The sequence below is a fragment of the Actinoplanes derwentensis genome (assembly GCF_900104725.1).
In the GTDB taxonomy this organism is placed as follows: domain Bacteria; phylum Actinomycetota; class Actinomycetes; order Mycobacteriales; family Micromonosporaceae; genus Actinoplanes; species Actinoplanes derwentensis.
In genome coordinates, this window is the sequence record NZ_LT629758.1 from 2,395,533 (window position 1) to 2,416,887 (window position 21,355).

At 71.8% G+C, this 21,355-nt stretch carries 17 protein-coding genes and 1 riboswitch; of the genes, 14 read left to right on the forward strand and 3 right to left on the reverse strand.

The genetic code is table 11. From position 1 onward, the window contains the following. Window positions 1-116 precede the first annotated feature (116 nt). The 4 genes from fxsT (BLU81_RS11200) (at window position 117) to BLU81_RS11215 (ending at window position 5,817) form a co-directional block, all read left to right on the forward strand. The gene (gene fxsT, locus BLU81_RS11200) at window positions 117-2,981 is read left to right on the forward strand and encodes an FxSxx-COOH system tetratricopeptide repeat protein (protein WP_092544065.1); all 2,865 of its coding nucleotides are present in this window, start codon (window positions 117-119) and stop codon (window positions 2,979-2,981) included. 203 nt (window positions 2,982-3,184) lie between these two features. After that, window positions 3,185-3,382, forward strand: coding sequence for a hypothetical protein (locus BLU81_RS11205; protein ID WP_092544067.1), 198 nt, complete (start codon window positions 3,185-3,187; stop codon window positions 3,380-3,382). Between the two features lie 3 nt (window positions 3,383-3,385). Then, window positions 3,386-4,594, forward strand: coding sequence for an FxsB family cyclophane-forming radical SAM/SPASM peptide maturase (locus BLU81_RS11210; RefSeq protein WP_092544069.1), 1,209 nt, complete (start codon window positions 3,386-3,388; stop codon window positions 4,592-4,594). Next, the gene (locus BLU81_RS11215; protein ID WP_092544071.1) at window positions 4,591-5,817 is read left to right on the forward strand and encodes an HEXXH motif domain-containing protein; all 1,227 of its coding nucleotides are present in this window, start codon (window positions 4,591-4,593) and stop codon (window positions 5,815-5,817) included. The genes BLU81_RS11210 and BLU81_RS11215 overlap by 4 nt, the downstream gene beginning before the upstream one ends. On the opposite strand, the gene fxsT (BLU81_RS11220) is transcribed toward BLU81_RS11215, so the two are convergent. Both fxsT (BLU81_RS11220) and BLU81_RS11225 read right to left on the reverse strand, forming a co-directional pair. Continuing rightward, window positions 5,818-8,682 carry an FxSxx-COOH system tetratricopeptide repeat protein gene (gene fxsT, locus BLU81_RS11220; protein WP_269461031.1) on the reverse strand — a complete coding sequence of 955 codons (2,865 nt, stop codon included), beginning with the start codon at window positions 8,680-8,682 and terminating at the stop codon, window positions 5,818-5,820. It abuts the gene before it with no gap. Window positions 8,683-8,802: 120 nt separating this feature from the next. Next, on the reverse strand, window positions 8,803-9,456 hold the full coding sequence (locus tag BLU81_RS11225) for a VOC family protein (protein ID WP_092544075.1): 654 nt from the start codon (window positions 9,454-9,456) through the stop codon (window positions 8,803-8,805). A 56-nt stretch (window positions 9,457-9,512) separates the two neighbouring features. Between BLU81_RS11225 and BLU81_RS11230 the strand changes: the two genes are divergently transcribed. From BLU81_RS11230 to BLU81_RS11240, 3 genes are all read left to right on the forward strand, one after another. Next, window positions 9,513-9,806: a hypothetical protein gene (locus tag BLU81_RS11230; RefSeq protein WP_092544077.1), complete on the forward strand. Its 294-nt coding sequence runs from the start codon at window positions 9,513-9,515 to the stop codon at window positions 9,804-9,806. Window positions 9,807-9,811: 5 nt separating this feature from the next. Continuing rightward, window positions 9,812-10,420 carry a sugar O-acetyltransferase gene (locus BLU81_RS11235; RefSeq protein WP_092556918.1) on the forward strand — a complete coding sequence of 203 codons (609 nt, stop codon included), beginning with the start codon at window positions 9,812-9,814 and terminating at the stop codon, window positions 10,418-10,420. Between the two features lie 44 nt (window positions 10,421-10,464). Further along, window positions 10,465-10,541: riboswitch (ZMP/ZTP riboswitch) on the forward strand. Window positions 10,542-10,566: 25 nt separating this feature from the next. Continuing rightward, window positions 10,567-11,421: a metallophosphoesterase gene (locus BLU81_RS11240; RefSeq protein WP_092544079.1), complete on the forward strand. Its 855-nt coding sequence runs from the start codon at window positions 10,567-10,569 to the stop codon at window positions 11,419-11,421. A 31-nt stretch (window positions 11,422-11,452) separates the two neighbouring features. Here BLU81_RS11240 and BLU81_RS11245 read toward each other — a convergent pair whose 3' ends face one another. Beyond that, on the reverse strand, window positions 11,453-11,839 hold the full coding sequence (locus BLU81_RS11245) for a VOC family protein (RefSeq protein WP_092544081.1): 387 nt from the start codon (window positions 11,837-11,839) through the stop codon (window positions 11,453-11,455). Between the two features lie 164 nt (window positions 11,840-12,003). Between BLU81_RS11245 and BLU81_RS11250 the strand changes: the two genes are divergently transcribed. From BLU81_RS11250 to BLU81_RS11280, 7 genes are all read left to right on the forward strand, one after another. Beyond that, entirely contained in the window at window positions 12,004-12,978 is a 975-nt protein-coding gene (locus BLU81_RS11250) for an ABC transporter ATP-binding protein (protein ID WP_092544083.1), read from the forward strand. 5 nt (window positions 12,979-12,983) lie between these two features. Then, on the forward strand, window positions 12,984-13,682 hold the full coding sequence (locus BLU81_RS11255; RefSeq protein ID WP_373873318.1) for an ABC transporter ATP-binding protein: 699 nt from the start codon (window positions 12,984-12,986) through the stop codon (window positions 13,680-13,682). Beyond that, window positions 13,682-16,666 (forward strand): ABC transporter permease, encoded by a 2,985-nt coding sequence (locus tag BLU81_RS11260; RefSeq protein WP_197686190.1) that lies wholly within the window; start codon window positions 13,682-13,684, stop codon window positions 16,664-16,666. Before BLU81_RS11255 ends, BLU81_RS11260 begins: the two co-directional genes overlap by 1 nt. Then, a complete protein-coding gene (locus BLU81_RS11265) occupies window positions 16,663-19,227 on the forward strand; it encodes an FtsX-like permease family protein (protein ID WP_092544087.1) in 2,565 nt (854 codons plus the stop codon). Before BLU81_RS11260 ends, BLU81_RS11265 begins: the two co-directional genes overlap by 4 nt. Window positions 19,228-19,486: 259 nt before the next feature. Continuing rightward, window positions 19,487-19,846, forward strand: a complete 360-nt coding sequence (locus tag BLU81_RS11270) for a hypothetical protein (protein ID WP_157751477.1) — start codon at window positions 19,487-19,489, stop codon at window positions 19,844-19,846. Window positions 19,847-20,158: 312 nt separating this feature from the next. Continuing rightward, window positions 20,159-20,809, forward strand: a complete 651-nt coding sequence (locus BLU81_RS11275; protein ID WP_092544091.1) for a WD40 repeat domain-containing protein — start codon at window positions 20,159-20,161, stop codon at window positions 20,807-20,809. A gap of 15 nt (window positions 20,810-20,824) precedes the next feature. Further along, window positions 20,825-21,346, forward strand: a complete 522-nt coding sequence (locus BLU81_RS11280) for a hypothetical protein (protein ID WP_157751478.1) — start codon at window positions 20,825-20,827, stop codon at window positions 21,344-21,346. Window positions 21,347-21,355: the final 9 nt, after the last annotated feature.

Genomic DNA, 21,355 nt, shown 5'->3' on the forward strand with positions numbered 1-21,355 from the left:
GACAGGATTTGGCCGAATACGGACGCCCGGCAGGTGTCTGTTGTTCCTTCGTGGACCTCATGCGATCCTTGGGGATCTGACATCGTGGACCGGCGGCGCAGCTCGGAGCGTGCGGAGTGCCCATCGCCTTGCCAGGCCCGGACGCACTGCCCGAGGGCCCTCGCCGTGACCTGGTGGTCCGGCTGCACACGCTGTACCGGCAGGCGGGCCGCCCGGCCACCCGGAACATCAGCAGGCGCATCGAGACCGACCGGTCACTGGAGACCGTCTCCCACGAGACGATCAATTCGATTCTGCGGGCCAAGAACAAGAATGCGCCGACCTGGAACAAACTGAAACCGATCATCATAACCCTGTGCCGGATGTCGGAGAATCAGGTCGACAGCAGTCGGGAACTCGTCGAATGCCTCGCCCTGTGGAACCAGATCGAGGAACCACAAAGCGAACCGGAAACCGTTCCGGAACGCGACGCCGGCGCACCGGACAACGAACGGCCGGTCGTGGTCCGGCCGGTGCCGCGCCGGTACGCCGTCGTCCCGGTCGAGTCCCGCTTGCACGGTGCCCTGCCGGCCCGGTCGCCGCTGTTCACCGGCCGGGAACAGACCCTCGACGAGATCGAGCACCGGCTGAGCCGGTCTCCGGAGGCCCTGCTGGTGCTGCACGGCCCGATCGGCGCCGGAAAGACCCAGACGGCGGCGGAGTACGTGCGGCAGCACCACAACGCCTACGCGATCACCTGGTGGGTGCCGGCCGGAACCGTGGAGCAGGCCCGGCAGTCCCTGCTGAGACTCGCCGACGCCCTGGAGATCCCGGCTGACGACAGCCCTCGCCGCCGCCTCGACGAACTGTTCGACGAGCTGGCCCGGTCCCGGTCGTACCTGCTGGTCTTCGACGGTGTCCTCAGCGCCGATCTGCGGACCCTGGCCCGCGCGAAGAACGGCCATGTCATCGTGACCGCCCGTAACCCGAACTGGGCGCAGGGCAGCCCGCCCGACGCGCTGGAGATCCCCGATCTCGACGAGGGCGAGGCGGCGCAGCTGCTGCGCAAACGGGACCCGCGCATCACCGTGGCGCAGATCGCCGCGGTTGCCGCGGTGGCCGGGCGGACACCGTTCGGGTTGGCCGAGGCCTGCCGGCTGCACCGTGAGCTGAACTGTGACTGGGCGGAACTGGCGCAACGGCTCGCGGACCCGGAGAACCGGATCCTGACCGGGCCGGGCCGGACCTCGCGACCGGCGATCGAGACGGTGCGGTCGGTTCTGCAGGAGCGGCTGGCCTCCGAACCGTACCTGCTGCCGCTTCTGACCTTGCTCCTCGGTTTCGGCCCGAGCCCGGTCTGGGTGTGGATGCTGCGCCGCGGGATGGACGGTGACATCTCGCCCGGCACCCGGCACCTGCTCGCCGACCCGGCCCGGATCCGGCACGGGATGGCCACGCTGGCCGCGATCGGGCTGGCCCGGCGGCATCCCGACGGCGACTGGGCGCGGATCCCGGAGCTCGTCCGCCTGGTGCTGCGCGAACTGATCGGATCGTCGCGCGAGGACGCCACCCGGCGTGACGTGGTGGAGATCCTGTTGCGCGCGGACCCGGCGCGGCCCGCCGATCGCGGGTCCTGGGAACTCCACCAGGCGATCACCGCGCATCTGGGGCCGGCGGGGCTGCTCGACTCGATGCGCCCGCCCGCATACCGGACCGTCCACCACCAGCTCCGGTTCCTGTACCTGACCGGGAAGCTGCACGACGCCCAGCGCCTCGGCCACGACGCCGAAAAGGCCCTGGCCCGGCCGGGCGCACCGGTGCCCGCCTCCGGGGTGGTACTGCTGATCAAGCGGGACCTGGCGAACGCGTTGCGCGCCGACGGCCGTTACCGGGAGGCGAGCCGGCTGACCGAGGCCGCGACGGCGCTGGTCCGCGACGATCCGGAGGACACCGAGGATCGCGCGATCGTGCTGGATCTGGCCCGCGACCGGGGTCACGATCTGCGGATCGCGGGAGACTACGCGAATGCCTACGACCACGACGAGGACACTCAGGAGCGGCACCGGGCCGCGTTCGCCGACGACGACCCGCGGCTGCTGGCCAGCCGGGACAACCTGTCGGTGAGCCGGCGATTCCTCGGCAAGTATCTGGACGCCGAGGCGGCGGATCGCGCCGATCTCGAACGGCCGGGTGACCATCCGCGCCGGCGGGCGCGCGTGGCGAACGCCCTCGCCGAGGACCTGTACGGGCTGGGCCGGTTCGCGGAGCTGGTGGAGTCGGTCGCCCCGATCACGGTGAGCGAGCCGGGGCGGGAACCGCATCGCGCCCGGCGGATCACCGGGGTCGCCCTGCGCCGGCTGGGCCGGCTGCTGCCGGCCGTCGACCAGCTCGGCGCCTGCTATCAGGCGTGCATGGATCAGTGGGGTGAACGCCACGAGCTGACCCTCGTGGTCTGCATGAGCTTCGCGAACGCGCTGCGCGCCCGGGGTCAGTTCGCCAGCGCCCTGCACTACTGCCTGCTCGCCGAGCAGGGCTACCGGTCGGCGCTGGGCGCGGACCACCCGCTGGTCCACGTGGCACGAGTGAACACGGCCGCGGTGCACCTGATCCGCGACGACCGGGCGGCCGCCGCGCAGATCATCAACCCGGCGTACGACGCCCTGGCCGGACTGGTCGGGGCCGGGCATCCGTTCACGGTGCTGGCCGGGGTGAACCGGGCGTTCGCCGCGTCGATCAGCGAGCCGGAGCCGGTCTGGTCCTGGCCGCGGACCGCGTACGAGCAGGCACGCGACACGTTCGGCGCGGATCACCTCGACACCCTGCTGGCAGGGGCCGGTTTCGCCGCGACACGGGCGGCCCGGGACGAGGAGGACGGGCTCGCACCGGGGCTCGATCAGATCCTGTCAGCGCTGCGGCGCCGGTTCGGTTCCGGCCATGAGGTGGTGGCCCGGGTGGCGGGTGGGCTGCCGTTGGCGGTCGACATCGAAGTGCCGACGGCCTGACCCGGTACCGCGCCCAAAACTGTCAAATCTTGTCAGGGGCAGGCGTGTAATCGGCAAATCGTGATCGGTCGCGCCTAGTTTTGGCAATTGTCCCCGGTGGGTTGATCATGCCGGGGAGATCTGTTTCAGCTCGTACCACCGACTAGTCATGCGCTTCCTGGCAGGCATTCACGGAACCTGTCCGGTACTGCGGGGAGGTAACCATGAATCTCGATTCCACGCCAGGCCGAGAGGGCTCCGAGAAGTGGGCGCCACTGACCGACCTGTCCGAGGTCCCGCTCGACACCCCGGTCCCGGGCGACGATCGGGTCGTGGATCAGGCGCTGCGCCGGGTGCTGCGCAGCCTGCACGACAGGGACGGGGTGATCAGCTCGTTCGGTTCGTTCATCACCGAGGATTGAGGCGTGCACGAGCGGGCCGCTCCATGGCCGTACCAGCAGCTAGATGTCGGGGCGCTCCGCGCCGCGGGCCGTCAGCCGGTCCCGGTGCGCGAGCTGGTGCTGAAGGTCCACCAGCGCTGCAATCTGGCCTGCGACTACTGCTATGTGTACGAGATGGCCGATCAGAGCTGGCGGGACCGGCCCCGCACGATGCCCGACGAGATCCGGGACGCGGCCCTGTCCCGGTTCGCCGAACATGCCCGGCGGCACGCGCTCACCGACGTCCGCATCGTGCTGCACGGTGGTGAGCCTCTGCTCTACGGTGCCGGCCGTCTCGGGGAACTCGTCGGCGTCGCCCGGCGGGCCTTCGCGCCGGACGTCCGGGTCACGTTCGGGATGCAGACCAACGGGGTGCTGCTGACCGAGGCGGTGGTGGCGACCCTGGTCGAGCACGGTATCGCCGCGGGTGTCAGTGTCGACGGGACCGCCGCCGACCACGACCGGCACCGGAAGACCCCGTCCGGGCGGGGCAGTTTCGCGGCCGTCGCCCGCGGCCTGGCGTTGTTGCGGCGCCCGGAGAACCGGGTGGCGTACGCGGGCCTGCTCTGCACCGTCGACCCGGCCACCGATCCGATCGGCTGCTACGAGCAGTTGATGAGCTTCGCACCGCCGGCGATCGACCTGCTGCTGCCCCATGCGAACTGGGCGAACCCGCCGATGCGCCCGGCCGGCTCGCCGACCCCGTACGCGGACTGGTTGATCGTGATCTTCGATCGTTGGTACGGCGACCAGGCCCCGGCCCGGATCCGGCTGTTCGACGACACGATCAGCCTGGTCCTCGGCGGGGCCAGCCGGTCCGAACAGATCGGGCTCAGTCCCGCCGGGATGCTGGTGATCGAGTCCGACGGGGCGATCGAGCAGGTCGACGCCCTGAAGAGCGCCTACCCGGGGGCCTGCGCCACCGGGCTGCACGTGCTGCGCGACGGGTTCGACGCGGCGCTGGAACATCCCGGCGTGGTGGCCCGGCAGATCGGCCGGGACGCGCTGGCCGGCGAGTGCCTGGCCTGCCCGGCCGTCGCGTTCTGCGGCGGCGGCCACTACGCCCACCGGTACCGCCCCGGCACCGGCTTCCGGGCACCGTCCGTGCACTGCCCCGACCTGCTGAAGTTCATCCGTCACGTCTATGACCGGGTCGCCGCCGAGTTGCGGGCACCGGCCGGGAGCCGTCCATGATCAGCCTTCTGCATCTCACCACCGCGGCGTTCGACCGGCTCGCCACCGGCGACGGCGGACCGGCCGCGATCGGCGAACTCCAGCGGGCGCAGGTCAGCAAACATCTGCTGCTGATCCGCTACCTGCTGGAACAATTCCCGGACGGCGGCGCCGAACTGGCGGGCCTGCTCGAACGGGCGCGGACCGCCGACCCGCACCGGTTCGCCAGGGTCGTCGGGGATCCGCTCGTCGGCGGCTGGACCGCCATCGCCTGCCGGGCCGCCACCCGGGGTGTGCTGGCCGGCACGGACCGCGACCACCTGGCCGCGATCACCATCGTGGCGGCGGCCGCGGCGGGCATCGACGCCACCCTCGACATCCCGGTCCACGGCGGCCTGGCCGTGCTGCCCGGATGGGGCGCCGTCGAAGCCGGTGCCGCGGCCACCATGCCGGTCACCGCCGCGAGCGGCCGGCTGATCACCGCCGGGCCGGTGCTGCCGCTGCGGACCCTGACCGCCGAGGCCGCGGGTGTCCCGGTCCGCCTGACCCTCGACGACCTGCACCCCTACCGGCACGGTTACGAGGATCCGCCGCTCAACCGGCTGGCGGAGGCCGACGTCGCCGTCTGGCGGGACCTGTTCGCGCGGGCTTGGGAACTGCTCGCCGGGCATCTGCCGGAACGGGCCGTGGAGATGACAGCCGGACTGCGCACCCTGGTACCGCTGGCACAACTCGACGCCCGGTCGGCGCGCAGCGCCACACTCCGGCACGCGTTCGGCGTGTTCGGGCTGACCGTGCCGCCCACCCCGCACGACTTCGCGGTCACGCTGGTGCACGAGTTCCAGCACTCCAAACTCAGCGCGCTGCTGGACCTGGCGGTGCTGACCGACCCGGCCGACGACCGCCGCTACTTCGCGCCGTGGCGCACCGACCCGCGGCCCCTGCCCGGACTACTGCAGGGCGTGTACGCGTTCGTCGGGGTCGCCGACACGTGGCGGGCGTTGCGGGGCACGGTCGACGTCGCGACCGCCCGGTTCGCCGAGGCCCGTCTGCAGGTCGACCGGGGGCTGACCGCGATCGAGGAGTCCGGGTCGCTGACCGCCGACGGCGAACGGTTCGCGGCCGGTCTGCGGCAGACCGCCGACCGGCTGCTGGCCACTGTCCTGCCGGCCGCCGCCGACGACGCGGCCCGGGCCCGGCTGGCCCGGACGTTCGCCCTGTGGCGCGAACACAACCGGGTCTGATCAGGTCGGCGGCGGCTCGATGTCACCTTCCAGACGGCGGCCCGCGACCGCGTCGGCGACCTCCGGATGGCCGGGGCCCAGGTGTGCGCGCAGCCGGTCCACCGCGTCGTCGAACATCGCGGCGGCCCGGTCCGTCTGCCCGTCGGCCCGCAGGTCGTGCGCGAGGTTGACGGCCCGCATCAACACGTACGGATGGTCGGCGGCGCCGCTGCTGAACTCCAGCATCCGCTGGGACAGTTCGAGCGCCTCCGTGGTCCGCCCGGTCAGGGCACGATCGGTGGCCAGTGACGTACCCGCGCAGATCGTGTAGGCGTGCCCACGCCGCAACCGCTCCTCCAGCTGCGGGAAGGCGGCCTCGTCGATCTCGGTGGCCCGCTGCACGTCCCCGCGCGCCCGCAGCAGCACCGCCCGGTTGACCTCCGAGGCCAGGGTCAGCGGATGTTCCGCGCCGAAGTCCTTGCGGAACCGCTGCAGCACCTCGTCGAGCAGGGTTTCGGCCTCGTCCAGTTGGCCGGCCTGCCGCAACGCGTTGGACAGGCTCATCGCCGCCAGCACGGCGTGCTCGTGGGTCGCCTTGAACGTGCGCACGGTCCGTTCGTGTGCTTCCCGCAACACCCGGATCGCGTCGTCGATCCTGCCGAGTTTGCGGATCACGATCGCGTACGTCCGCTGGGCCATCAACGCGAGCGGATGGGTGTCCCGGATCAGCCGCTTCTGAACCGGCAGCCACTCCTCGATCCGTTCGAGAGCCTCCTGGTAGCGCCCGAGTCCGTAGTAGTCCCGGGCGACGTTCATGTTCATCCGGAACAGTTCGACGTCGAGGGCGCCGAGCGCGGCGAAGTCCGCGGCGATCTTCTCGTCGAGGCGGGCCGCTTCGGCGAACTGGCCCATCAGCCGGTGCCCGACCGCCACGTTGCTGCGCACCCGCAACGTGTACACCTCGTCCTCGTCGAACACCTCCTGATGCAGGTCCGCGCTTCGCTGGTCGAACTCCAGCGCCTCGTGGTAGCGGCCCTCGATGCGCAGCCCGTGCCCGATCTGGTTGCCGCTGACCAGGGTGGACTCGTGCCGCTGGCCCAGCAGCGGACTGTTCACGAACCGGGAGTACGTGTCCTGGATGATCTCCGCGGCCAGTTTGCTGTCGCCCAGGGCCCGGGTCGCGTTCGCCACCTGCGCGCGGGCCAGCAGGGTCGCCTGCCCGTCCGGGCCGAGCTGCTCCTCGGCCTGGCCGGCTGCCGTCCACACCTTCACCGCGCTCTCGGCCAGCTGGCGGCTGTTCTCGTAACTGCCGGTCAGGTACAGGAACCGGCCGTGGTCCAGGACCGTCTGCCGGCCCTGCGGGGTACCGGAGTGGATCATCTCGGCGGGCAGCAGATGCGGGCCCATCTCGGCCTGCAGGTCCAGCTCCCCGTTCAGGTCCGGGTCGCCCGGGTTCGCCGCGGCCAGCAGGTTCTGCACGTTACGCAACGTCTGGTCACGCTGCTCGGCGTCCATGGTGTCCCGCAGGACCCGCTGCACCAGCCGGTGCACCTGCAGACGCGGCGACTTGTCGGCACTGGCCGGGGCGGCCGACGACGCGGCCCGGCTCACCGTCTTGGCCAGACCGTAACGCCGCAGGTCACGCACGAGCTGCCCGGTCCGGACCGGGCTGGCCAGCGCCTCCTTCAACGGCGACGACAACACGGCGTTACGGCCCCGGTACAGCAGGGACTGCCGGATGCCCTCCCCGCTGAGGAACGCGAACAGGCCGAACAACTGGGCGACCGCCGGATCCTTGTCCTGCAACTTCTCCATCGCGACCGCGACGAACGCGGCAACGGTCAGCGGATAGCCCGGCGGCCGGCCCTCGTTGAGGAGCTTCAGCACCTCGATCCGGTCGTCGAGCAGGTCGATGTAGTCGCCGACCGGCATCGCGGTCGCCAGGTACCACGCCAGGGCCTGCTCCAGCGCCAGCGGCAGGTCACCGAGCTTGTCGGCCAGCTCGTTCGCCTCCGCCTCGGTGATCATCGGGTTGCCGTCCCGGTCGACGGCCCGGTTGGTGAGCAACTGGATGCTCTCGTCCCGGCGGAAGACATCGACCTCGATGGCGATGCCGATCCGGCTCCACTCGTCGTTGCGGGTGGTGACGATGACATGCCCGCCGGTCGACGGCAGCAGCGGCGCCAGCAGCGACGGGTCGTCGGCGTTGTCGTAGACGAGCAGCCACTCACGGTCGCTGCCGGCCAGCCAGTTCAGCACCGTCCGGGCGGTCTCCTGCTGATCGTCGGCGACCGGCAGGTCCAGGCGCTGCGCCAACTGGGTCAGCGCCGACAGCACCGTCGAGGTCTCCTCGGCCGGCATCCACCAGATCAGGTCGTACTGGTCGAGATGGCGGTGCACGTACTCGTTGACCAGCTGGGTCTTGCCGACACCGCCCATTCCGTTGAGCGCCGGCGGCAGCACCGAGGTCGTCGAGTCCTGCTCCAGCGCACGGCTGAGCCGGTCGAGCAGCTCGATGCGGCCGGTGAAGTTGCGGTTACGGATCGGGATGTCACCGACGATCCGCTCCTCCGGCCGGTACACATGCGACCGGGCGTGGCGAGGCCGGGCCGCGACGAGCGCGCCGAACCGCTGGGCCGCCTCACCCCGCTGCCGGACACCGATGATCTCGGCGAAGGCCCGCAGGTCGGCCGGGGCGTCGAGAAGCACGTCGACCAGGGCCGCCAGATCCTCGGCCGGGTCATCGGACCGGGTGAACACCAGATCCCGGTTCAGCGACTCGCTCAACTCGGCGATCCTGGCATCGCGGGCCGCGCGTCCCTCAAGGCCCGGCACCTGGAGAAGAACATCGATGAGACGGCTCCGGGAATTGCGCAAGTCCGACACAGCTTCTCATTTCCGAAGCATGAATGATCCCTTGAACCTCAAAGGATATCGGAACCGTCTCTATACGGGGTATCAGCGGAAAACACCGCATCGTGAAACGGCCCCTTTCCGAGATGTCTTTCAGCGCCCCGAATCGAGCAGGCGGAACCGGTCGCCGTCCGGGTCGAGGAAGACCTCCGGCTCCACCTGCGTGGCACCCAGCGACAGCAGCCGCTCCACCTCGGCCGCACGGTCCACACCGGCCGCGACCGCCACCTCGAAGTGGACCCGGCCGTTCTTCGGATTCAGCGGCGGCCCGCCCCAGGTGATCTTCGGGCCGCCGTCCGGATGCTGGATCGCGGTCTCCTCGCCCTGGTCCCAGACCAGCGGCCAGCCGAGCACCCGGCTCCAGAACAGGCCGACCGCCCGGGTGCCGTCACACGAGACGGCACCGAGAAACCCGCACCCGGCGAGGAACTCGTTGCCCGGCCCGATGACGTCGAACTCGTTGCCACCCGGATCCGCGAGCACCACGTGACCATCGGCCGGGTCCTGACCGATGTCGATGTGCCGCCCACCGAGCCGCAGCACCTTGGCGACCGTCTCGAGCTGATCCGCCGAAGACGTGCTGGTCAACTCCAGGTGCATCAGGTTGAGCCCGATCTTCGGCACCCGGGCGGCCCGAAAGGTCACCCCGAAACGGCTCTCCGCCCCGGCCAGCATCGCCGCCCAGAACACCTCCTGCCCACCCGGATCCTCCGCGTCGAAACAGATCGAGATCAGTTCACTGCTCACTTCACCGACCCTAATTCAAAGACCACCACAGCGCCGGTACGGCTTATCGTGGCGCGGTGACCGATCTCGAACCCTTCGGAGCCCGCCTCACCCGGCTGCTGGATCTCCGGGGCATGTCGGCAGCCGACCTGTCCGGGGCCACGGAGGTGCCGGTGACCCGGCTCGGCCTGGAGATCGCGGAGATTCCGTGGAACGTGTCGCACCCGTGGCCCGTCGACCTCGTCGAACTCGCGTGGGCGGCACGCCACCTCGACGACGGGCAGATCCGGGCCACCATGGACTTCGCCGATACTCTGACCGGCCGGATTACTGGTACACGACCGGTGTCCTCTGACCGCCCGGAGAGGTGACGAACGTGACCGAACGTGAGGACGAGGTGCTGGCGCGGATCCGGCAAGGGGTGTTCTACACCGAGACGGAGGCGGCCTTTCTGGGGCCGGGGCGGCGGGCTGACCTGATCTTCGACTACAACGGCACCCGGCCCGGTGACACCGACCGGAAGCGGGAGCTGCTGGAACGGATTCTGGGGTCGGTCGGGAAGCGGACCGTGCTGCTGGCGCCGTTTCACGCCGGGTTCGGCAGCAACGTGCACATCGGTGACGACTTCTTCGGCAACGTCAACCTCACCTTCGTCGACGACGTCGAGATCCGGATCGGGGACGGCGTGATGATCGCGCCGGGCGTCACGCTGACCACTACCGGACATCCGATCCATCCGGAGCTGCGGGAGGACTTCCGGCGGTTCTCGAAGCCGATCACGATCGAGGACAAGGTGTGGATCGGCAGCAACGTGGTGGTGCTGCCGGGAGTGCGGATCGGGTACGGAGCGGTGATCGGGGCGGGCAGCGTCGTCAGCCGCGACATCCCGGCCATGACCGTCGCCGTCGGAACACCGTGCCGCGTGGTCCGGCACATCACCGACGCCGACCTGCCCACCGCCCGCCCGCCCGGAGACGGCCACTGACCGTGTCAGCCATCGACGCCCGCCCGCATGGATCTCATGTTATTTTCGGGCCACACGACTGGCGCGGGTGGACTGACCACCGGGGAGTGCAGCCGGAGCATCGACCGCCTGGGTGCTCCTCATCACCACGATGAGGAGCATGACCCGTGGCCCATCGCCTTCTGCATCTGTCCGACACGCATCTGCTGCATCCCGCGGTCGACGCCGCCGCGGCTCTCGACCGCATCCTGTTCGACGTGCGCCACGTGCCGGCGATCGACGCCGTGGTGGTGTCCGGGGATCTGGCCGACGACGGTTCCGCGGAAGGCTGTGGGATCCTGCTGCGCAAGGTCGGGGACTTCGCCCGGGAACGCGGCATCCCGCACCTCTACTGCACCGGCAATCACGACTCCCGTGACGCGTTCCGAGCCGTCTTCGGCAGTGGGCACCGCGACTTCAACGGCGACGACATCGGCCGTACGGGCCCGGACTGCGCCGCTGTCAGCGAGGTCGCCGGACTGCGGGTGATCACCCTGGACAGCCTGGTTCCCGGTGAGGTGCACGGACGGGTGAGCGACGACCAGTTGGAGTGGCTGCGGGCATTGCTGGCCGAACCCGCGCCCGCCGGATCGGTGGTCGTCCTGCATCATCCGCCGATCGCCCCGCAGTGGTCGGAGTGGATGCAGACCATCAACCTGCGTGACGCCGACCGGCTTGCCGAGGTGATCGCCGGCCGGGACGTCCAGGCCGTGCTCTGCGGCCACTTCCACCTGCAACTCTCCGGCGTCCTTCGGGGTGTCCCGGTGTGGGCGGGTCCCGGCGTGGTCTCCCGTCTCGACCTGACCGCCCCACCGCACCTGATGCGGGTGGTTCAGGGCGCCGGCGCCACGATCGTCGATCTGGGCGGCCCGTCGTCGCCGATGTTCCACGCGGTACACGCCCGCGATCCGCTGGCCGGCACCGCGATCGCCCTGGTGGACGGCCGGACCGGCATCCCCGCGACCGAACAGGTCACGCCCTGACCTGTCGCCGGGTTCATCCGGCCACCGCTGGTCAGCCGGCGATCTCGGTCTCGCTGCGGAGGATGCAGAACTCGTTGCCCTCCGGGTCGGCCAGGGTCACCCAGCCGGTGCCGTCGGGGTTGCGCAGGTCGTGCACCTCGGTCGCGCCCAGGGCCAGCAGCCGGGCCAGTTCGGCGTCGCGGCCGCCTTCGGTGGGGCGCAGGTCGAAGTGGATGCGGTTCTTGCCCTGTTTGCCGTCGGGTACCTGGATGAACAGGACGCGGTGCCGGCCGTCTCGGGAGAGGATCAGGCATTCCTCGTGGCCGGGTTCGTTGGGGTCGGCCGGGTCGTCGGTCCAGTCCAGGACGGTCTGCCACCAGCGCGACAGGGTGTAGGCGTCGGTGCAGTCCACGGCGGTGTGGGAGATGTAGGAGGTCATCGCATCATCCTCGCCCCATCGATGATCTTGCACAATGGCAGGTGGTTCGCGCTCGGCGAACAAGCCGATCCCGGCGGTTGGCCGGTGTAGGCGGTGGCGACGATCCCGTCAATGTACGAGTCTGTCGTCGGCAATCGTTGACTACCGGCGGGTACACGCGTTGGATGAGCACGCTCAAGATCGGAAACGTCCTCGAAACGAATGAGGTGAGAGCGATCTCCCGGACACCGCTGTCGCTGCCCGAACCGCCCGCGCGGGCGCCGGAGTTCGGGCGGGAGTCGCTGATCGCCTGCGAGAGCCTGGTGCGGATCTACCAGACCGGGTCCATCGAGGTGCAGGCTCTGCAAGGGCTGGATCTGCTGGTCGGCGAGGGTGAGATGGTCGCCGTGGTGGGGGCTTCGGGGTCGGGCAAGTCGACGTTGCTGTCGATTCTCGCCGGGATCGACGCGCCGACGGCAGGGCGGGCCCGCGTCGGCGACCGGGACCTGCTGGGCATGTCACGGGGTGACCGGGTGCGGTACCGGCGGGACACCGTCGGGTTCGTGCGCCAGCAGACCGCCGCGAACCTGGTGCCCTACCTGACGTCGCGGCAGGTGGTGGAGTTGCCGATGACCGCGGCCCGGGTCAAGAGCCGGGTGCGCCGGGAGCGAGCCGAACAGCTGCTGAAAGCCCTCGACGTGGCGGACTGCGCGGACCGGCGGCCGGCGCAGATGTCCGGCGGGCAGCAGCAGCGGGTGGCGATCGCGGTGGCGCTGGCGAACCAGCCGAAGGTGCTGCTGGCCGACGAGCCGACCGGGGAGCTGGACACGGTCACGTCGGCGGGGGTGTTCGAGGCGATGCGGCACGTGAACCGGGAGTTCGGGGTGACCGTCGTGGTCGTCACCCACGACCCCGAGGTGAGCGGGCAGGTGGAACGGACGATCGCGATCCGGGACGGGCGGACCAGCAGTGAGGTGCTGCGGCGGACCGAGACCGGCGAGGACGGGGACACACGAGTGATCGCGGAGGAGTACGCGGTGATGGACCGGGCCGGGCGGATTCAGATCCCCCGCGAGTACCGGGAGGCTCTGGAGCTGACCCGGCGGGTGCGTCTGGCGCTGGAGCCGGACCACGTGACGATCCACTCCGACCCGTCGTGACGGCGCTGGTGAGTGTCCGCGACGTGCACCGGCGTTTCGGAGGTAAGAGCAGCGGAAGCGGTAAGGACAGCGGGGACGGCCCGGCGGTCGTACACGCGCTGCGGGGTGTGTCCTTCGATGTCGAGGCCGGGACCATGGTCGCCCTGGCCGGCCGGTCGGGGTCGGGCAAGACGACGCTGCTGAACGTGATCGGCGGCCTCGACAAACCGGACGAGGGCTCGGTGCTGGTCGACGGTGTCGATGTCACGTCGCTGGACGAGGACGGGCTGGCGCGGCTGCGACGGGAGCGGGTGGCGTACGTGTTCCAGACGTTCGGCCTGATCCCGGTGCTGTCGGCGGCCGAGAACGTGGGTGCCCCGCTGCGTCTCGCGCGGGTCGCGACGGCCGAGCGGGAGAAACGGGTGGCGCTGCTGCTGGAGCTGGTCGGGCTGGCCGATCACGCGGCGCAGCGGCCCGGTGAGATGTCCGGCGGGCAGCAGCAGCGGGTCGCCATCGCGCGGGCCCTGGCGGCGTCGCCACGACTGTTGATCGCCGACGAGCCGACCGGTCAGCTGGACGCGGACACCGGGCGGGCCGTGATGGCGCTGCTGCGTGCGGTGGTCGAGTCCGAAGGTGTCACGGCGATCGTGTCGACCCACGACCCGCTGATGATGGCCTTGGCGGACCGGGTGGTCCGGATCAGCGACGGCCGGGTGGACGGGTAGTGCTGATCCGGCGGGCCCGGGCCCAGTGGCCGCTGTTGGCCGCGCTGCTGCTGGTCGTGACGATCGGGTCGACGCTGCTCGGGGTGTGCGTGCTGCTGGTGACCTCCTCGGCGGACCGGGCGCGGGAGGTGGCGGCGTCGCGGGCGACCGGGACCGAGGTGACCGCCTACACCGTGACGATCGCGGCGGCGGACGCGGCCGCGGTCGCCGCGGACACCGAGAAGGTACTGGTCGAGGCGCTGCAGCCGTTTCCGGCGGTGCTGAACGGGCGGGCCGCGTCGATCGCGCGCACGATGCCGGACGTGCCGGGGACGCCGGCGGTGGCGTACCTGGCCGGGGTCGAGGATCTCTTCGATCGCGCCACGCTGGCCGCCGGGCGCTGGCCGGAGGCCGGCACCGAGACGGTGGTCCTGGAGACCACCGCCCGGCTGTTGGGCCTCTCCCCCGGCAGCCGGGTCCGGCTCGGGCCGGAACTCGGCAACGACCCGGCGCCGGGGATGACGGTGACGGTGGTCGGGGTGGCGCGGGCGCTGCCCGGGTCCGGCTGGGACCGGGATCCGCTCGGCGGGACCGGCTACGCGGCGACCTATCGGGACGGGTCGTCGTTGCAGCCGGCTCGGGCGTTCGGACCGTTTCTGATCGACTACGACGCGCTGCTGGCCGACGGGTCGGCGCTGGCCCGGCTGGAGGTCACCGCCCGGCCGGATCTGTCCGATCCCGATCATCGTGATCTGGTGCGGGTGGCCGCGTCGGTGCGGGCCGCGGACTCGCGTCTGGCGGCGGTGCTGGGCGAGCGGGTGCAGATCGAACGGATCAGTTCCCGGTTACCGGCGCTGCTGGTCACCGACGCGGAGCGGCAGCGGGTGACCACGTCGGCGGTGCTGTCGGTGGCGGTTCTCGGTGCGGTGCTGACCGGGACGGCCCTGGCGCTGGCCGGCCGGCTGACCGCGGGAGTGCGGGCGTCGGAGACGGCGCTGCTGTCCGCGATGGGCACGAGCCGGCCGCAACTGGCGGTGCGGGCGGGCGCGGAGGCGGGTCTGCTCGCGCTGATCGGGGCGGCCCTGGCGGTGCCGTTGTCGGCGCTGGTCCACTCGGCGCTGACCCGGATCGCGCCGTTGGCCGGGGCCGGGCTGGCTGCCGATCCGCAGGTCACCGCGGTGCAAGCGGGTGTGGTGTTCGGTGGGGCGCTCCTGTTCGCGGCCCTGTCGACGCGCACCGGCGCGCAGGAGTGGCCGTCGATCGCGCGGGCCGGCGGTGACCTCGCACTGGCCGTACTGGCCATCGGTGGTTGGTGGCAGTTGCGGTCGACCGAGTCGACCGGCGTCGACGCGGTGCGGGTGCTGGCTCCGGGGCTGCTGCTGGTGGCGGGGTGCGCGCTGGTGTTGCGGCTGGTGCCGCCGGCGCTGAACGCCGCGGACCGGCTGGCCCGGCGGGCCCGGGGCCTGGCGATGCCGCTCGCGGTGTTCGAGGCGGCGCGGCGGCCACGGGCGACGGCGGCGGGGCTGCTGGTCACTCTGGGCTGTGCGGCGGCGACGTTCGCGGTGGCTTTCGGCGGTACGTGGCAGCAGTCCCAAACTGATCAGGCCGACCTGGCCGTCGGCACGGATCTGGCGATCACCCTGTCCACGCCGGCGCTCGCCGGGCAGGGGCAGCAGATCGTCGACGTGGTCGGCGGCCGGATCAGCCCGGCGACCGATCGTGGGGTGGCGGTCGGGCAGTGGCTGGGCGCCGGTGAACCGCCCCGGCTGGTGGCCGTCGACCGGGGGACAGCGGCTCCGGTGGCCGGCATCGCGGTCACCGAGGGTGCGGTCATCCGGATGACCGTGTCGAGGAACCGGGGCGTGTCGATCACCCCGCACCTGGTCCTCGAGGATTCCACCGGACTGCGCACCACGTGTGTCGCCGCCGCGGTGCCGCTCGACGGGCGTACCCATCCGATCTCCGCCTGTGTCCCCGCCGGAGGCCTGCAACTGGTGGCGGTGATGCTGCCGGTGACTCCCGACGAGTTCAGCTTCGAACCGAGGGCCGACATCGACATCGCGGTCGACCTGGCCGTTCCGGGGCGCGGCACCTGGCTCGCGACGTCCGTCGAGCCGTTCGCGAACCAGCTCACCGCACCGACGGTGACCGCCACCGGAACGGCGCTGCGGATGACGGCGACCGTGCAGATCGGCGGTAACCCGGACGCCGCCCGCAATCTGGTGGCGACCGCCTTCGGAGATCCGGGCCGGGTTCCGGTGGCCGTCTCCGAACGGTTCGCCGTCGAGCTGTCACTGCGGCCCGGCGCCGACCTGGACCTCATGGTCGGCACCACGGCACTGCCGGTGACGATCACGGAGGTCGTGCCCGCCGTGCCGTCCGCACCGGGCGCGCCCGCGCTGTTCGCCGACATCGACACGGTGTCGCGGGCGCTGCTGCTGCGCGGCGACCCGCAGTACCCGATCGACGCCTGGTGGATCACCGATCCGGCCGACGCCCCGGCCGCGGCGGGGCTCCATCTCGGCGACAGCGTGACGCGTACCGGTGAGGCCGCCCGCCTGAGCAACGGTCCCACCGCGGCGGCGCTCCCGGCGATGCTGCGGCTGCTGACCCCGGCCGCGCTGCTGCTGGTGCTCGCCGGGCTGATCCTGCACGTGACCTGCGATCTGCAGGCCCGCGCGGTGGAGGTGGCCCGGTTGCGGGGCCTCGGCATGAGCCGCCGGGACATCCGCGTCACGCTGCTCGGGCAGCACGGTCTCGTGCTGGTTCCGCTGCTCACCGCCGGGACCCTGGTCGGCGCGCTGGCGACGTGGACGATCGGGCCGCTGCTCGTCCGCTCGGAATCCGGGGCGGCCCCGTTCCCCGCCGTGGTCCCGGTCTGGCCGTGGGCGGCCGAAGCGTCACTGCTCGCGGTGTTGTTCGCGGCATCGTTACTGGCCGTGACCGTAGTTGTGGTGATCCAGTCGCGGCGGGCCGACGCCGCACATCTGAGGGTGGCGTCGTGAGTCTGCACTGGGCCGGTATTCGCGGGCGGGCGCGGGCCGACGCCGGGCCGCTGCTGCTGGTGGCGGTCGTGGTCACCCTGGTCAGCGCCCTCTCCGGGGCGATCCCGGTGCTGGCGGGCGACACCGCCGACGCCGCCGTCCGGGACGCGGTGCGCCGGGCCGGACCGGCCGCCGACACGACGGTGCAGGCCCGTTGGGAACCCGACTACGGGATGACCGGGCGGCTGCGGATGCCCCGGCTCGCCGACGACATCGCCGATCTGCGGGCCCGGTCCTCCGACGAACTCGGCCCCGCACTACGGCCGGTGATGCTGCCGCCGGTCTCCTCGGTGATCACGCCGACCCTGAAGATCACCGACGGCAGCGTGCTGCGGACCCTCCGGATGGCCTACCTGTCCGGCGACGGCGACGGGCCGCGCGTCGACTGGGTGGCCGGCGCCGAACCCGCGCCGGCCGAGGAGGGCCAGTTCGAGGTCGGCGAGGACCAGCAGCCCTGGCGGGTCCAGGTCGGCGTCTCCGAGACGGTGGCAACCACGATGGGGGTACGGCCGGGCACCGTCCTGAAAGTCGCCGACGACCGCGGCAACCCGAAGAACGTACAGGTCAGTGGCATCTTCCGGGCCGTCGACAGCACCGATCCGGGGTGGCGGACCGCGCCGTGGCTGCTGAACCCGGGCACCGGCCTGGACGGGGCCGGCACCACCCGCTTCGGCGGGCTGCTGTCGGCCGGGTCGCTGCCGGACGCGCGGCTGGCGTTCGACGAGGACCAGTTGCGGCGCACGATCACCTTCTCCCCCGACCCGGCGAGACTCACCTGGGACGGGGCGCGGCGGATCATCGACAGCACGGTGCAGTTGGAGGCCACCTCGGCGTCGTCGAGCAACTTCGACACGTCCTCGACCTGGCAGTCCGGGCTCGACAGTGTCCTCAAGGAGGTGGCCGCGCAGATCGAGGCCGCCACGGTTCAGGCGTCGGTGCTGCTCACCGCGTTGCTGGCCGGGGCGGCGCTGGTCCTGATGCTGGCTGCCGAACTCGTGGTACGGCGCCGGTCGGCGGCCCTGGTGCTCGGGCGGCAGCGGGGCGTGTCGTTGCCGGCGCTCGGGGCGGAGCTGCTGCTGGAGTCACTGACCGTCGCGGTGACCGCCGCCGGGGCGGGGTGCGCGATCGCGTACGCCGTCACGGGCGGTGTCGGCTGGGCGTGGACGATTCCGGTGCTGTTGGTGGCGGCGCTGGCCGTCCCGGCGTACGCCATCGTGGTCGCCGGCCGGGCCACCAGCGACCGGAGGACGCCCGCGAACCGCGCCGCCCGCCGCTGGATCGCCGTCACCGCCTTATTGCGGCGGCTCGCCGCCGAAATGACCGTCCTCGCCGCCGCGGCTCTCGCCCTGGTCGCGCTGCATCAGCGGGGTCTGGAGACCGGGCTGCCCACGGCCGCGCCCACGCTCGCGGTGATCGTCGGTGGCCTGCTGCTGGTTCGGGTGTTGCCGCTGGTCACCGGCGCGGGCCTACGGTTGGCGCTGCGGTCCCGGTGGTCGTTGCCGGTCTTCGGTACGGCCCAGGCCGCGGCCGTGTCCCGGCGGGTCCTGCCGGTGCTGGCGCTGTCCGGATCGGCCGCGTTGGCGACGTTCGCCCTGGTCCTGGGCGCGACGGTGGAACGCGGGCTGGAGGACGGGGCCCGGGTCACGGTCGGGGCGGACGCCCGCGTCGACCTGGACGCCGACGCCGACGCCGCCACGGTCGCCGAGGCGCAGCGGATCGCCGCGGTCCCCGGCGTCACCGCGGTCGTCACCGGTCAGGTTATCGACGGTGCGCGGGTGGTCGCGGACGGCAAGGTCACGCCGGTACGGCTGGTGATCGTGGACCGACCGTCACCCGTACTGGCACGCGGTGCGCTGCGGCCCGGGATGGCCCTGGACATCCCGCAGGACGGGGCGCCCGGCATCCGGGTCGTGGCCACCGGCGTGGCGCCCGCGGTCGGCGGCGCCACCGACGTCCTGATCGTCGGCACCGGATCCGGTGTCCCCAGCGCGCCGAACACCATCTGGGTCGACGGTCCCGGCGCCGCGTCGGCGGTCTCCGGGCTTCCCGCGGTGCTGCGTTCCGCGGTTCTGGCGTCCCGGCAGACCGCGCCGCTGGTGGCCGGGCTCGTCGGGTTGACCTGGGTGACCGCGGTGTTCCTGCTGGTGGCCGGGTTGCTGGGGTTCGCGCTGGCGGCCGCGGCCGGGGCTCCGGAGCGGTGGCAGACGTTGAGCCGGTTGCGGACGCTCGGGCTGACACCCCGCGACGCGCGGCGGGTGGCGGCGGGTTCGCTGCTGCCGTTGGCGCTGCTCGCGGCGGTGGGCGGGCCGCTGCTCGGGGTCGGGGTCGTGCTGCTGGTGGCCGGGCCGCTCGGGTTGTCGCTGCTGACCGGTCAGGTCGACACCCCGGCGCTGGTGCTGCCGTGGGCATGGATCACGGTGGTGGCGGCCGGGTTCCCGGTTCTGGTGGCCGTGGTGGTGCGCGCCGAATCGGTGGTCCGGCGCCGTCTGCGCCTGGCCGACGTGCTGCGGGTCGGCGGCTGAACACGGCTGTGACCTGCCACGACACGTGCCGGGGCGGCGCATGTGCCGCCTCGGCCAGGTCGGTTCGGGGGCGGCGGTACGCTGTCCTCACGGCGCGGCGGTAGTCGCCTCGCTGTAGCCGGGCCGTGCGGGCTCGGGCTGACGCCGTTGGTTCGCCAGAGCAAGCCGACTCACAGGCTGCGGGTGGTAGGCACCTCGGACAGTCGAACGTAACGGTCGTTACGCTGGATCAACAGCAGAACAAGGAATGTGGCAGCACATGATCGACATGCAGGAATTCGCCCGGAGGCTGAGCACCCTTGGATCCAAGTCGTTCACCAGCGATGACGTCGTAGATCTCGCGATCGCCGCCGATCTGCGGATCAGTTCCGAGCTCGAGATCGACGCGGCTCTGGCGCAGCGCCTGCTCGACCGGGTCTCACCCCCGGTCACGGTCACCGGGGCGCAGATCGCGGCGACGGAGTGGCCACCGCCGATCTCCAGTCGCCCCGCGGCTCCGCCGGTGGCGTTCTCCAGCCCCGGTGCCGTCGACGCGCCCAAGGACATGCCGGCCCGGTCCCGCACCTCGGGTCCGGCGCGTCACGGACGACGGCCGGACTCCCGGCGAAACGGGAGATGACTCCGCTGCCCACTGCACACCGTGGACGGCATGCGTAACGATCGTCTTCGATGACATCGAAGGTCGCACCTGTCGAACGTTCTCGGTCAGCGGTGCGGTCCTGGGTCCGTCCCGCGGGCTCCGGGCTGCGTAAGGCCAGCCCCTACGGCATCCTCGCGTTCCTCACCGCGTCCGCGGTCGCACCGAGCGCCGGCGCCGAGCGCGGCGCCCCGGCGGAATACTCCGCGGCGCTCGGCCAGCTCGGCGGCATGGGCAGCAACTTCATGGCCGACCCGCTTCCGCACCGGGGCGCCGGCTTTCGGCGGGCTCGCGGTGAGCCGGGACGGCACCTACCTGGCAGTGGCCGGTCTGGGCGGCGCCGAGGTCATCCGGCGCGCCGACGGCCGGCGAGTCGCGGCCCTGGGACCGTCGTTCCAGTCGGTCGGATTCGCGGCCGACGGCACCCTGTTTCCGCAGACCGCCGCGATCTGGCGGTTCCGCACACCCGGCCTGACGATGGCCGGACGGCGCGATCTGCCCGGTGGCCCGGTCGAGGAGATCGCCGTCAGCCCGGACAGCGCATCCGTGGCGCCCGCCCAGGGTCAGAAGGCCCCGGTGTTACGCGTCGAGGACCTGGCTCCGGTCCGAACGGTCGGCGAACACCCGGCGCCGTTGTCCCGGGTCGCCTGGTCACCGGACGGCCGCCTGGTGGCGACCGCGACCGACACCGACACCGACACCGACACCGACACCGTACGGCTCGACACCGGTGTCCTGGCCGCGGAGGTGCGCGCGAACAGCAACCAGCGCGGCGAGATCGCGTTCACACCGGACGGTACGACACTGGCCGCCGGTGCCGACGACTGGACCGTGACCCGGTGGCACCTGGAACCGGACGACGCGGTTCGGCGGGTGTGCGCCCTGCTCGTGACCGCGTCCCGCCACGGCGGGGACCCACTGCCGGACACCTGCCCGTCTCGTTGATCGTTCATGCACCTGATGACGACATTGCTCCTGTCCCTCACCGCGACCTGGACACCGGTCACCGCACCGGCGCGGCTCACGCTGGCCGCCGACGCCGTCGGCCGGGTGGCTGTCGGCGGGCCGGCCGCCACGATGAGAGCCGAGGTGACCGCGGTGTTCGGGCGGCCGACCCGGGTGCGGAAGATGACTCCCTGCGAACTCGCCGGGCCGACCGACATCAGGCAACGCGCTTTCGTCTGGAAGAACCTGACCGTCACGGTGGCGTCGAAAGCGGGCGCGCCCGAGACGGTGGCCGCCTGGAGTGTCGTTCCGGGCCGGCTGTCGGCACGGCTGGACATGCCGTACCGGGTGGGCACCGCCACGAGCGTGCGCCGGGCGCTGACCATGATCCCGAGGGCCACCGGCGACTACGACGAGGTGTTCGGGTTCTTCGGGATCCGCACCCCGGCCGCGCCGGATCTGCTGTGGACCGGCACCGAACGCGACGGGTCGGGCCTGGTCACCCGGATCGACAGTCACCCGGCCTTCTGCGAATGACCGCGGTTC